Raw genomic sequence first — 12,992 nt, forward strand, 5'->3', positions numbered from 1 at the left:
GATGAGTGTTATCAACGGTTTTCGCGGAATGTGTGAAAGAGGCGATCCCAGATATTGGTATAAAAACCGAAGTTGCATTGCTCATCCCGGTGATGGGTATGATGAAAAGTAGAAGTACCCAGGTACTTCAATACCCGCCACTGACGTATATTTTCAGGCACCGGCTCCATACCGAGGTGTCCGGCCATACCAAATATAACATTGATAACCAGGTAGATGATCACGCCATAAATATTCACGTCAAACAGTAATAATAAAAACAGCCACAACGCGCCAAAGCTCAGCGTTTCCAGCGGATGAAGTACAAAAAGATCGATCGGCTCAGGATCGACGGCTTCATGATGCAAGCGATGCAGCACTTTATATAACCATGTTTTGTGGATCCCGTAATGGAACACATACATCAGGAAATCCATTGCCAGGAAGAGAAACAGCGCGTCTATCAACACCTGTACAGAAAGATCGGTAGAAAGACTGATATACCGCTTTGTCCACATCCAATACCCGGTATAAGTAACCAGTGTATTCAACAACGTGGTAGTCCAGGCCATGCGCCATTGATGAAGACTATAGGAAAACATTACCGCCGCCGGCTTATGTTGCAGGCGGTTTCCCAGCGCCAGTACCCCCAGCATGATGGCAGCATTTTCCACCAGGAAAAAAATGCACAGCACCCAAAGAGGCCAGGATTGTATGTTTTGAAGAAATAAGTCCATCATTCGGTCAACAATCTTCAGAAAAAAATATTGAAAACAAAAAAATATTGGAAAAGGATATTACCTTTACGGTCATCAGATGATATGACGAATATACATACTTCTCCCTTAAAACGACTCAGCTTAGCTGAGGAGGTGGCAGACAGGCTGCAGGAATTGATTGCTTCGGGCAAGTACCAGGTAGGACAACAACTACCTACAGAGCCGGAGTTGATGACACAGTTTTCGGTAGGGCGTTCCAGTATCCGGGAAGCGGTAAAGATACTGTCCCACAGGGGATTGGTGCGGGTACAACAGGGCCTTGGCACCTTTGTATTATCGTTGTCAGGTACCGGGGAGCCGCTATCGCAGCGGTTGCAGCGGGCTGATTTTGACGACCTGGTAGAAGTACGTTTTTTACTGGAGGTAAAGATTGCGGAGAAAGCGGCTATGCACCGTAATAACAAGGATGTGGAAAAGATGAAAAGCTTTTTGAAGAAGCGGTTTGAATATGCATCGGCAAATCAGCTGGAACCTTGTATACAGGCGGATATTAATTTTCATATGGCCATTGCGGAAGCAGGCAAGAATGAAATTATGCGTGACCTCTATAAAATAGTGGCGGAACATCTGAAAAAATCTTTCCTGCTGCGCTATCAGAATACCGATAGCTTTATCAATACGCAGCATTATCATGACGCCTTGCTGCAAAGTATTGTGGACAAGGATCCCAAGAAGGCGCTGGTTTGGGCGACAAAAATAAGTGACCAGCCCAAGTAATTTTTTTACCCATAAACATCAGATGATCTGATCTTAAAAGAAGAAAAATGGAAACAACGTTACAAGAACAGTCGAAGGCCGCCCAGCAGGTAGCGCAGCAAACTGTATTTTCTATCCTATTGGCCCTGAGTTTTACCCACTTCCTGAACGACACCATGCAGTCGCTCATTCCTGCGATATACCCGGTACTCAAGGATTCTCTCAAATTAAACTTCACACAGGTGGGGCTCATTACCCTTACTTTCCAGATGTCGGCCTCTTTGCTGCAACCGCTGGTGGGCCTGTACACCGATAAAAAGCCACAGCCTTATTCACTGGCCATCGGGATGGGTTTTACCCTGATAGGGCTTATCAGTTTATCCCTGGCGCATAACTTTCCCATGGTATTGGTATCCGTGGGCCTGGTGGGTGTTGGCTCTGCTGTATTTCACCCGGAAGCATCGAGGCTGGCGCATATGGCATCTGGCGGCAAGCATGGTATGGCGCAGTCGTTGTTCCAGGTAGGCGGCAATGCCGGCAGCTCATTGGGACCTTTGCTGGCCGCTATGATCATTGTTCCCTTCGGACAGTTTCATGTTATCTGGTTTTCGCTGGCCGCCCTGCTGGCCATTGTAGTGATGCTCAACATCAGTAAGTGGTACCTAGGTAACACCCACCGTATTAAACCTAAAAAAGCGGTCCTGCAACTGGACCAGCCCCGCTTGTCCAATACACGGGTCATCTTCTCGCTGGGGATCCTGCTGGTATTGATCTTTTCAAAATATTTCTACATGGCCAGTATGACCAGCTACTATACTTTTTACCTGATAGATCGTTTCCATATCTCCGTACAGAGTGCACAGGTATACCTGTTTATCTTCCTGTTTGCCGTGGCTGCCGGTACTTTCATCGGTGGACCGGTAGGTGATCGTATTGGCCGTAAATATGTGATCTGGATCTCTATCCTTGGTGTGGCGCCGTTTTCGCTGTTATTGCCGCATGCCTCCCTGATGTGGACCGCCGTACTCAGTGTATTCATTGGCGTTATTCTCTCCTCCGCCTTTTCTGCCATCCTGGTTTATGCCCAGGAGCTGGTGCCTGGCAAGGTGGGCATGATTGCAGGATTGTTTTTCGGCCTTGCTTTTGGCATGGCCGGCGTGGGATCTGCGCTGCTGGGTCGTCTTGCCGATGCTACCAATATCGCCTATGTTTACCAGGTATGTGCTTACCTTCCGTTAATAGGACTCCTCACCGGGCTGCTGCCTAACCTCGAGAAAAAGAAGTAACTGTTTGTTTTACCCGGCGCAAAACCGGGTAAAACAAATTCCCCTACATTCGCACCCTAAAAAAGCTATTATGTGGAAAGGCATTCTGCTGGTGTTGTTGGGCGCCTGTAGTTTTGGAATATTATCAACAATTGTAAAGTCGGGCTACCACCAGGGATATACGTTAGGAGAATTGTGCAGTGTACAGGCAGGTTTTGGGATGATTGCTTTATGGATTATCCATTTATTTTCCGGTCGTGCTACCTATGGTCTTACCAACAAAGATGCCCGCACTTGCTTTATATTGGGCAGTTCTACCGGTTTAGTGAGCGTTACTTATTACCAGAGCGTACAATATATTCCTGCCAGTGTAGCTATTATACTATTGATGCAGTTTACCTGGATGAGCATGCTGGCGGAGTGGATTATTTACAAAAAGCGTCCAACCGGGGTGCAATGGCTGGCGGTGGGTTGTATCCTGGGCGGCACTTTATTGGCTGGTGGCATTTTCAACAATAACGAAACGCCGCTCAACTGGAAAGGTATTGGCTTTGGCATGCTGGCCGCGCTCTGTTATACCGTGTTTATTGTGGTAAGCGGAAGAGTAGCTGCCTCACTGGGGCCGGTGTTGAAGAGCGCCTGGATTGTTACCGGGGCGTTTGTCGTTATTACCTTGCTATTCCCGCCGGTTTACCTGGTCAACGGGCGCTTCATAGGCTCGGGCTTATGGGTATGGGGCCTTCCCCTGGCGGCTTTTGGTACGGTGCTGCCGCCCTTCCTGTTTTCCAAAGGCATGCCCCAGACAGGGGTATCACTGGGCGCTATTCTCAGTGCAGCCGAATTGCCGGTAGCAATGCTGGCTGCCACCATTTTCCTGCATGAATCGGTGTCGGGGCTGCAAATACTGGGCGTAGTGATCATATTAAGTGCTATTGTAATGGCAAATTTGAAACGCCGGAAATGAAAACCCATGAGGTGTTTTTTTTATTTATCTTTGCACCCTCAATAGTGATTTACGAACTGTTTTTTCATGAAAGCATTTAATTTTTTTATTCTATATCGCCTTCCGATCGGAATCGTATTATTAGCCGGTGGTATTGCCCTGGGGTTGACTATCGGCTGGTGGGAAGCCACCATTGTGCTGGTGCTGGCGCTGATATGCCTGGTGACACACGTGATGTTCGGTCCCATGAGATTAGTACAGGAAGCGGTTGAAGCAGGAGATATCGAAAGAGCTACCGCCCTGATGAACCAGGTAAAGTTTCCAAAACTGCTATACAAACCCATCCGCTCTGTATATTATTTCATGCAAAGTAATATGGCGATGTATTCCAATGACCTTGATAAGGCTGAATCTACTATCCGTCAGAGTATCAATTCTGGCAGTCCTATGAAGGAGTATGAAGGTATGCAGTATTTTCAGCTGGGTACCATTGCTTACCAGAAGAATGATTTGAAAACAGCCGATCAGAACCTGAAAATCGCTATGCGTAAGGGACTGCCTGATAAAGAAAATACTGCTGCGGCTCTCTTAACACTGGCATCTATTGCCATGACCCGCCGGGACTTTAAATCTGCCAAGGAATATTTCCGCAGAGCCAAAGCCCAGAAGCCTACTACAGCGCAGATCGTGAACCAGATTAAAGAAATGGACAAATATATTTCCCGGATGCCCGGGTGAGTTGACAGCCTACAAGCAACAACCTACATGAATTGAAGCGGAGAAGAAAAGCGAACGTCAGAAATTCGCTTACTCTCCGCTTCAATCGTTTCACGCCTCTAATAAAAAAATAGCTACTAACTAACCAAAAATCTAGTTCGAGATGCAATTAAAACGCTACCCTTTTATCTTTTTAATATTAGGTTGTACGGCAGCTGCGGCACAAGACAGCAGTCGCACCAGCCAACTTAATGAAGTTACCGTTACAGCATCTAAAGGGCCGCAAAAAGCCGGGGAAACCGGCAAGGTAGTCACCATCCTTTCCCACGACTACCTGGAGCAAAACAGTGGTAAAACCATTGCCAGCATCCTCAATCAACAACCCGGACTGGTTATCAACGGGGCAGAAAATAACCGGGGCACTACCCCTAATGTATATATGCGGGGCGCTTCCAATGGCAATACCCTGATCCTGGTAGACGGGTTACCGGTAAACGATGCCTCCCAGATCAACAATACCTTCGATCTTAATTTCATTACACCCGACCAGGTAGAAAGAATTGAAATACTCCGTGGTAGCCAGTCTACCCTCTATGGTTCCAATGCTGTGGCGGGCGTTATCAATATTATTACCCGCAAAACCGGCGATAAAAAACTGGGGGTAGGCGCTAATGTTAGCTATGGTAGCTACCGCGATTTCCAGGGGAGTGTAAATGTGCATGGCAATATCGAACGCTTCTCTTACCTGGTAAGTTATAAACATGAAAAGGCCAGGGGCTTTTCTGATGCCTACGATTCCACCCATCACGCAGGGTTTGATAATGACGGCTTCCAGCAAAATACCCTGTTTGCCAAGCTGGGCATGACCGCCGGAAAGCGCTGGCAGTTTCAGTATATCACCAACTGGACCAACAACCGGCACGACCTGGATGAAGGAGGCTTTGTTGATGATAAAGATTATACCGGTACTTCCAAATACTTACTGCAGGGCATTAGCAGCGAGTATAAGTTTAAAAATGGATCCTGGCATGTACTCGCCAGCTATCAGCATACCCGCCGCGATATCCTGAATGATTCCAATTCCGTGTCCCCAGCTGCCTATGCAAAATTTGACAGCTCCATATTTGTAGCCAAAACTGCCCAGGTAGAATCCTATGTAAACTGGGACCTTACCCGTCAGATCAAACTGGTGGGCGGCGCCGCATTTACCTTTTCAGATACCCGCCAGTTCGATCACCTGCTGAGTACTTACAGCCCTGTATTCCAGGATACCGAGTTGTCGCCCGATAGCTCTCGTACCAATCAAACCAGTGTGTATGCAGCCCTCCTGTTCCATAACCTGAGCGGCTTTAACCTGGAATTGGGCGGACGTCTTAACCACCACAGTCTTTATGGCAACAACGGCACTTTTACCTTTAACCCGTCTTACCTGATCGGGCAACACCATAAAGTATTTGTTAATATATCTTCTGCGTACAACGTTCCCACCTTATATCAGCTGTATGCGGCAGGTTATGGCAACAAAGCACTGAAACCTGAAAATACAATCAGCTATGAAGCAGGTTACCAGGCTGACCTGGCCCATAGCCGGGTAGGCTTCCGGGCCACTGGTTTCAGTCGGAACACCCGTGACCTGGTTATATTTTACTTTGACCCGGTTACCTATTTCAGCCAATACCAGAATGCCAACAAACAAAAGGCCTACGGAGTAGAATTTGAAGGCAACTGGACTATCACAAAGGGATTGGTACTTACTGCCAACTATACATATGTAGACGGCAAGGTAACCGTGCAGCAAAATAACAAAGATACCTCCTACTATAACCTGTACCGGGTCCCCAAGCACCTGGTGAATGCCAGCTTAGGCTACCAGGTTAACAATGCCCTGTTTGTATCGGTAACGGGTAAATATGCAGGTCAGCGCTTTGAGCAAACCAAACCTTTAGGGGATTATTATACCCTGGATTTATATGGTGAATATAAATTTGGTAACTTGCTTAAGATTTTCGCCGGGTTTAGGAATATTACAGATTATAAATATTTTGATATTTCCGGTTATAATTCGCGCCGGTTTAACTTTAATACCGGTATTTCCTTTAATTTGTAAACATTAAAACCAGCATAATGTCATTAAAGAATCTTAATCCGCGATTTAGTGTATTGCTGCTCTTCATACTGGCAGCAGGTATCCTTCGCATCGTGTTGGGAGCTGATACCGCCATGTCACCAATAGCCATGTTTTCTCCCGTTGGCGCAATGGCCTTATTTGGCGGTGCTTCATTTTCACAAAAGTGGAAATCTTATGCTTTTCCTTTACTAGCCTTATTTATCAGTGATATTGTACTGATGCAGTTCTTCCACAGACAATATGCAGAAGGCTTACTCTACAAGGGCTGGATCTGGAACTATGCCAGCTTTATACTGATCGTATTATTGGGTCAGCTGGTCATTAAAAAAGCGAGTGTAGGTAATATATTAATCAGTGCTGTAGGTGCTGCCTTTATTCACTTCCTGGTGTCTAATTTCGGCGTATGGATCAGCGGTTCTACCAATTTGCTGACCGGACAGCCTTACACCAAAGACTTGGCAGGTATCAGCAGTTGCTATATCCAGGCTATTCCTTACATGAAATATGCACTGGTAGGTAACCTTATCTACTGCACTATCTTCTTTGGCAGCTTTGAACTGGTAAAACGCCGCATGCGTTTCGCTCAGTAATCGTGATACATTTGTTTTTAGAGATTTAGAGATCGGGCAAATGCGTACATTTGCCGGGCTCTAAATCTCTAAATTATTATAGGGGGCACCTCTCCTGCATCAGCATTCTGTTCCGGCACTATTCATGGTAACATTAGTACGAAAACAAGACGTAAATAAATACTCAACATGCGCAGCATTACACGCAAATTTCAACTTTCTCTTACTGTAGCAGCATTCGCCATAGCAGGTCTGGCATCCTGTAGCAAAACCAATGATGCCGATGTAGTGGTACCACAGATTGTAAGTCCCGGTTTAAAAAACGGTAAAGACACCATTTATGTAGGCGATACCCGGTTATTAAGTCCCCAATTGGCAGATGTAAAAAATCCCACTTTTCAATGGCTGGTAAACGGCGTACAGGTGAGCTCAGACTCCTTGTATACGTTTAAGCCCACTGAAAGAGGTGATTATACGATCTCCTATAAAATTATTGCTGGTAATGCTATCTCTGCCTATTACTACCAGATTAAGGTAATGGGTAAATTCGATAATGGTTTTTTCCTGGTAAATGAAGGCTGGTTTGGACATGAACCCGGTGATGTCAACTTTTACCGTAACGGGGAAGATTCTGTTTACCAATATGTATTTCAGCGCAACAACCCCGGCAAAACCCTGGGTACTACTACCGATTTTGGTGCAATGTTCAATAATAGGTTGTACCTGGTTTCCAAATCGGGCGCCTTTGTAGTAGCAGATGCGTCTACTATGAAAGAAACGGGCCGTATAGATCAGTTACCAGCTACCGGGAACTCTTTCTGTGGCATTACACCTGGTCAGGGCCTGGTAGGCACTTCCGATGGTGTTTATCCTGTTAACCTGCAGTCGCTCGCATTAGATAGCAAATTAAGCAGCGTAACCGGGCAAATAGGTGGTATCATCAAATCCGGCGCTTATGTGTTGGTAATGTCGCAAACCGATGGTATCGTAGTTTTAAACAGCAGTGATTTCAGCGTAGCGAAGAATCTGGGAGCAGCAGATGTTGGTTTTGCACAAACTCCCGATGGCAGGATCTGGGCAGCTAAAGGCAAATCGCTCTTTGGTATTAACCCGCAAACCCTGGCAGTGGATACCGTTAGCGTTCCATTTGATGTATATGGTTCCTGGGGCGCCTGGAATGCAGGTATGCTAAGTGCTTCCACCACAGAAAATGCACTGTTTATCGGTAAAACCAACATGTGGGGCGCTGGTGGCAGAGAAATCTACAAATATGCAACGGGCAATCCTAACTCGCTGCAGGCACCATTTATTACTATTCCTGCCGGCCGCGAGCTGTATGGCGCCGCAGTAAGATATAATCCAGGTAATAATACCGTGGTAGTGACCGATGTTAAATCCGGCTATGGCCAGAACTATGCCAATAACGCGTTGTATATCTACGATGCGGGCAGCGGCGCTTTAAAGAAGACGGTGTCTTATACCGGCTACTTCTTCCCGGCTATCCCTGTATTTAACTAAGTATGTAGCTCCCGGTATTATCGATACCGGGAGCTTTGTTTAATACAGGACAAACCAATACATCGCCCGTATAGCCGACAACGTAGTATTGATGGTATCGGGCATACCCGTTATTATCAAACAAGCAACATTATAAATTCGTCGTATGAGCAATATCCGGATAACACCTGTATCACAGGAATTGAAAGCCGCATTACAGGATAAGATAGACCAGAAGACCAAGCCCCCCGGATCGCTGGGTAAACTGGAAGGAATTGCTTTACAGGCCGGGCTTATACAAAACACACTCACTCCCGTTATTCAACAGCCCTCCATTATTGTGTTTGCCGGCGATCACGGCATTGCAGCCGATGGGCAGGTAAATCCGTTTCCACAGGCCGTTACCGCGCAGATGGTCTACAACTTTTTACAGGGTGGTGCTGCGATCAATGTATTTTGCCGGCAGTATCAGTTGCAACTCAGGGTGGTAGATGCGGGCGTAAACCATGTTTTTGCCGCTCATCCCCTGTTGAAAGACCGTAAAATGGGCATGGGTACCCAGAATTTCCTACATATGCCCGCTATGTCGTTAGACCAGTGCAAACTGGCTATGCAGGCCGGCGCAGAAGAAGTGACCCTATTACATCAACAGGGATGCAATACCATCGGTTTTGGAGAAATGGGTATTGGCAATACCTCCGCCGCCGCGCTTTTGATGAGTCATTTTACGGGCATACCGGTGGCAGAATGTACCGGCACAGGCACCGGCAGTAATGCGCAACAGCTGGCGCAAAAACGGGCTATATTACAACAGGTAATGGCCAAACATGCCAGGCCGGCATCGCCGGAACAGGCGCTGGCTACCTTTGGCGGATTTGAAATTGCCATGATTTGCGGCGCTATCCAACAGGCAGCTGCCCTGCAAATGATGGTGGTGATAGATGGCTTTATTGTTACCGCCGCCCTGCTGGCAGCGGTCAACATGCAACCTGCCGTGAAAGACTACTGTGTGTTTGCACATTGCTCGGAGGAAAATGGACATAAAGCTATGTTAAAACACCTGGAGGTAGCTCCCCTGTTGCAAATGGATATGCGTTTAGGAGAAGGTACCGGCGCTGCATTGGCCATACCGCTTATTCAGAGTGCCGTGGCATTTCTCCGGGACATGGCCAGCTTTAATAGTGCACAGGTATCAAATCGTACGATATGAAAAAACAGTGGCAGCTCTTGCTTACCGCTATTATGTTTTATACTCGTTTACCCGTTCCCGTTAATACACCTTATCACCCGGATATGCTCAATCAGGCTACCCGCTATCTGCCGCTTGTAGGCTGGATAGTGGCGGGCTGTATGATAGGCGTACTATATGTATTATCTAATATTGCTCCTCCTATGGTCAGCATCCTGCTGGCACTCATTACGGGTATCTGGGCTACCGGCGCCTTTCATGAAGACGGCTTTGCCGATATGTGCGATGGCTTTGGCGGTGGCTGGACCAAAGAAAAGATACTCGACATCATGAAAGACAGTCGCATTGGCACCTATGGTATGCTGGGGCTCCTGTTGCTGATGGCTCTCAAATTCCTGTGTTTGCGGGAACTACCGATATTCGGCGTGATGCTGACTATATTAGCGGCACAGCCATTGAGCCGATTTATGGCAGTAACGGTGATATATACCCACCAATATGTTCGTGAAAATGAGGATAGTAAGGCCAAACCCATTGCCAAGGGGATTAGCTTAACAGGGCTCCTCACAGCAGGTATATGGGGATGTGTACCTTTTGCGGCCATCATCTTATACCTGCAGAATTATACCTTGCTACTCACGATACCGGCCTTGTTACTGGCGCGCTGGTACCTAGTACGGCTCATGAAAAAATGGATTGGCGGCTATACAGGCGACTGCCTCGGAGCAGTACAACAGGTATCGGAAGTGGTCATTTATTTATGCTTTTGTATTCTCACATGGAAATATATTTAGTCCGGCATACCACGCCGGCAATTGAAAGTGGTGTTTGCTATGGTGCATCTGATGTGGATGTAGCTGCAAGTTTTGATACAGAAGTGGCCAGGATAAAGCCTTTACTCCCTGCTAAACCTCTGGAAGTATATACCAGCCCATTGCAGCGTTGCGAAAAGCTGGCAGCCACCTTATTTGGCGATACCTATACGAAAGACGACCGGCTGAAAGAGATGAATTTTGGTGACTGGGAAATGCTGCCCTGGGATAATATCAGCCGCACTGCTTTGCGCAAATGGGCGGATAATGTAGTCTTTGAGCATATTCCGGGAGGAGAAAGTTATGAAGAATTATATGTTCGTAGTATACAGCTATTGGAAGAAATAATGGCCAAAGGAAAAGACGCTGTTTTGGTGACCCATGGCGGGGTGATCCGCTGTATACTGGCGCATGTGACCGATACTGCCCTCGTGGATGCGTTCGATATTTTGGTGGATTATGGCCATATTTCTTACTTACAGGTAAAAAATGAAGAGATAAAAGTGATATTTTCTAATTTATAAGTAATTGCCAACAAATCAATTATGTTAAAATTTTTAAATATCTCCCTAAAAAACAAAAAAACTGGTATTTCGTGCTAACTTTATGTTTGCATATACCTTAAGAACACAATTTAAAACTGTTATAATGACAACATCTTTTCTGAATATCCCGCTTTTGTTTTTGCAGGAAATAGGTATCAAAGAATTGCTGCTGATAGCATTAGTAGTACTGTTATTGTTTGGTGGTAAGAAGATACCTGAGCTGATGCGTGGTTTGGGTAGCGGCATACGTGAATTTAAAGATGCCAAAGATGAGCCAACAAAGAAAGGAAGCAGCGCTGATGCTGATGCAAAAAGCTAATTAGATTCCTGTTATAAAGACATAAAAGGCAAACCGTTCATATCGTATGAGCGATTTGCCTTTTTTAATTTCTCCTTTTTTAGGCCGCCATCCGTACTTCTTCACTAAATCCCGGAGTGCTTCTATTGTTCACTGATTCATATCTTTTTTTAAAATACCAGGCGGCTACTATCATCATTACAATACCGGTAACGGATACACTAATCACCGCATCTATGAAAAACTGGCTCCAGGACAGGGATACGCCACTGAAATTTTTAAATAACATCACGGTTACGCTTCCCAGGTAACCAAAAGAATCGGCTACATAAATAATAAACCCCACGTTGCTTACATACCTGAACACTGCTATCAGCCGCTCGAAGAAAATACAGTTGAAGGGAATATATCCCATATAAAGTCCCAGCCCGGTCAGGGTCATCCACCAAACCGGATCCAGGCGATGCTGGCGGAACATCAGGGTACTAACCAACGCAATAAGAAAGCCACTGATTACAATAATATGATTCAGCATAAAAGCATGGAAATTATTTCTGACAAATACCAGCAAGCTCATAATCAGGATAATAGCAATAGAAATGGGAATTTCTGTTTGGGTAAATATTCCGGCCTCGGAGCCATAACCCAGGTCCTTCCATATGTCAGCAGCAAAATTATCACGCATATCTCTTAATACTGTCAATAACACATAAGACGCAATCAGCAATACCAATCCGGGTAAAAAGGCCTGCAGAAAGCTTTTACGCTCCTGTTTATTCATAGGCGCCCGCCTGGTTCTGAGGCGTTCGTCTTCTGCGGATGGCGGTGGAATTTGTTCCAACAACACCACGAAAATTACGATCGGCACGACGAATATCAATCCGGTCACAAAAGGCATCCAATATTCCGTTACATGCCAGTCTACCACGGTCATCTTCCCCACCGACTTCACAAAACCAGAAGAAAAAATAAAGCTGATAGACAATACAGCCCCCATAAACTCCGTGCTGCGCCGCCCTTCCAGGTAACTGAATACCAGACCCCAGATCATTCCCAGGGGAAACCCATTGATGAATAAAAATACAATGTTATAAGGAGCAGGCACCAGGGCGAAGCCTAGTAATGCCAGCCAGGAGATAGCAATTAGTAATAAAATGCTCTGCGCACGCCTGTTACCTTTCATTTCTGCAATGAAACGGATACCATAAAACTTGCTGCAGGCATAACCAATTGTTTGCGTGATCACCAGCCATATCTTATAGTCGATCCCCAGGAAAGTGGCCCCCTCGAAAATCCCGGATGTAAAGGGTTTCCTGAAGGCATACATACAGGAGTAGGTGCCAAAAGCCACCAGGGCAGCATATAATGAAAACGTAAGATGATGGGCATTTTGCAACCGCTTCCGCAACCAGGTAATATTCAGCATCGTAACAAATGGTTTGGGACAAAGGTGCAGGTCCAATGTAAACGGAATGTTAACAAACACTGAACTTAATGTTAAGTATTATTAAACATCAATTACATGAAGAAGGCTATGGAATATCCATAGCCATTCTTCTATTTGAAACAACCATT

The 12,992-nt window shown here is 45.9% G+C and carries 13 protein-coding genes; 11 read left to right on the forward strand and 2 right to left on the reverse strand.

The features are described 5' to 3' along the window. Positions 1-11: 11 nt before the first annotated feature. Positions 12-719, reverse strand: coding sequence for a sterol desaturase family protein (locus FHW36_RS01115; RefSeq protein ID WP_246121036.1), 708 nt, complete (start codon positions 717-719; stop codon positions 12-14). 81 nt (positions 720-800) lie between these two features. Between FHW36_RS01115 and FHW36_RS01120 the strand changes: the two genes are divergently transcribed. The 11 genes from FHW36_RS01120 (at position 801) to FHW36_RS01170 (ending at position 11,438) form a co-directional block, all read left to right on the forward strand. Next, entirely contained in the window at positions 801-1,475 is a 675-nt protein-coding gene (locus FHW36_RS01120; protein ID WP_145660933.1) for a FadR/GntR family transcriptional regulator, read from the forward strand. Positions 1,476-1,522: 47 nt separating this feature from the next. Further along, on the forward strand, positions 1,523-2,740 hold the full coding sequence (locus FHW36_RS01125; protein ID WP_145660935.1) for an MFS transporter: 1,218 nt from the start codon (positions 1,523-1,525) through the stop codon (positions 2,738-2,740). A gap of 70 nt (positions 2,741-2,810) precedes the next feature. After that, complete coding sequence (locus FHW36_RS01130; protein ID WP_145660938.1) at positions 2,811-3,683, forward strand: EamA family transporter; 873 nt, start codon at positions 2,811-2,813, stop codon at positions 3,681-3,683. 66 nt (positions 3,684-3,749) lie between these two features. Then, complete coding sequence (locus FHW36_RS01135; protein WP_145660941.1) at positions 3,750-4,400, forward strand: tetratricopeptide repeat protein; 651 nt, start codon at positions 3,750-3,752, stop codon at positions 4,398-4,400. A gap of 142 nt (positions 4,401-4,542) precedes the next feature. Then, a complete protein-coding gene (locus FHW36_RS01140; protein ID WP_145660945.1) occupies positions 4,543-6,486 on the forward strand; it encodes a TonB-dependent receptor plug domain-containing protein in 1,944 nt (647 codons plus the stop codon). A 17-nt stretch (positions 6,487-6,503) separates the two neighbouring features. After that, a complete protein-coding gene (locus tag FHW36_RS01145; protein WP_145660948.1) occupies positions 6,504-7,097 on the forward strand; it encodes a DUF6580 family putative transport protein in 594 nt (197 codons plus the stop codon). A 168-nt stretch (positions 7,098-7,265) separates the two neighbouring features. Next, positions 7,266-8,594, forward strand: a complete 1,329-nt coding sequence (locus FHW36_RS01150; protein WP_145660956.1) for a DUF5074 domain-containing protein — start codon at positions 7,266-7,268, stop codon at positions 8,592-8,594. 145 nt (positions 8,595-8,739) lie between these two features. Continuing rightward, positions 8,740-9,783, forward strand: a complete 1,044-nt coding sequence (cobT, locus tag FHW36_RS01155) for a nicotinate-nucleotide--dimethylbenzimidazole phosphoribosyltransferase (RefSeq protein ID WP_145660966.1) — start codon at positions 8,740-8,742, stop codon at positions 9,781-9,783. Then, positions 9,780-10,556, forward strand: a complete 777-nt coding sequence (locus FHW36_RS01160; protein ID WP_145660969.1) for an adenosylcobinamide-GDP ribazoletransferase — start codon at positions 9,780-9,782, stop codon at positions 10,554-10,556. The genes cobT and FHW36_RS01160 overlap by 4 nt, the downstream gene beginning before the upstream one ends. Continuing rightward, positions 10,541-11,098: an alpha-ribazole phosphatase gene (gene cobC, locus FHW36_RS01165; protein ID WP_186452266.1), complete on the forward strand. Its 558-nt coding sequence runs from the start codon at positions 10,541-10,543 to the stop codon at positions 11,096-11,098. The genes FHW36_RS01160 and cobC overlap by 16 nt, the downstream gene beginning before the upstream one ends. A gap of 124 nt (positions 11,099-11,222) precedes the next feature. Continuing rightward, on the forward strand, positions 11,223-11,438 hold the full coding sequence (locus FHW36_RS01170; RefSeq protein ID WP_145660976.1) for a Sec-independent protein translocase subunit TatA/TatB: 216 nt from the start codon (positions 11,223-11,225) through the stop codon (positions 11,436-11,438). Between the two features lie 79 nt (positions 11,439-11,517). Here FHW36_RS01170 and FHW36_RS01175 read toward each other — a convergent pair whose 3' ends face one another. Next, complete coding sequence (locus FHW36_RS01175; RefSeq protein WP_145660979.1) at positions 11,518-12,843, reverse strand: DUF5690 family protein; 1,326 nt, start codon at positions 12,841-12,843, stop codon at positions 11,518-11,520. Positions 12,844-12,992: the final 149 nt, after the last annotated feature.

Origin of the sequence: Chitinophaga polysaccharea (genome assembly GCF_007829335.1) — a bacterium.
GTDB classification, from domain to species: domain Bacteria; phylum Bacteroidota; class Bacteroidia; order Chitinophagales; family Chitinophagaceae; genus Chitinophaga; species Chitinophaga polysaccharea_B.

Coding starts and splice junctions, on each gene's coding strand:
- FHW36_RS01115 (WP_246121036.1), bottom strand. CDS start 719: ATGATGGACTTATTTCTTCAAAACATACAATCCTGGCCTCTTTGGGTG.
- FHW36_RS01120 (WP_145660933.1), top strand. CDS start 801: ATGACGAATATACATACTTCTCCCTTAAAACGACTCAGCTTAGCTGAG.
- FHW36_RS01125 (WP_145660935.1), top strand. CDS start 1,523: ATGGAAACAACGTTACAAGAACAGTCGAAGGCCGCCCAGCAGGTAGCG.
- FHW36_RS01130 (WP_145660938.1), top strand. CDS start 2,811: ATGTGGAAAGGCATTCTGCTGGTGTTGTTGGGCGCCTGTAGTTTTGGA.
- FHW36_RS01135 (WP_145660941.1), top strand. CDS start 3,750: ATGAAAGCATTTAATTTTTTTATTCTATATCGCCTTCCGATCGGAATC.
- FHW36_RS01140 (WP_145660945.1), top strand. CDS start 4,543: ATGCAATTAAAACGCTACCCTTTTATCTTTTTAATATTAGGTTGTACG.
- FHW36_RS01145 (WP_145660948.1), top strand. CDS start 6,504: ATGTCATTAAAGAATCTTAATCCGCGATTTAGTGTATTGCTGCTCTTC.
- FHW36_RS01150 (WP_145660956.1), top strand. CDS start 7,266: ATGCGCAGCATTACACGCAAATTTCAACTTTCTCTTACTGTAGCAGCA.
- cobT (WP_145660966.1), top strand. CDS start 8,740: ATGAGCAATATCCGGATAACACCTGTATCACAGGAATTGAAAGCCGCA.
- FHW36_RS01160 (WP_145660969.1), top strand. CDS start 9,780: ATGAAAAAACAGTGGCAGCTCTTGCTTACCGCTATTATGTTTTATACT.
- cobC (WP_186452266.1), top strand. CDS start 10,541: ATGGAAATATATTTAGTCCGGCATACCACGCCGGCAATTGAAAGTGGT.
- FHW36_RS01170 (WP_145660976.1), top strand. CDS start 11,223: ATGACAACATCTTTTCTGAATATCCCGCTTTTGTTTTTGCAGGAAATA.
- FHW36_RS01175 (WP_145660979.1), bottom strand. CDS start 12,843: ATGCTGAATATTACCTGGTTGCGGAAGCGGTTGCAAAATGCCCATCAT.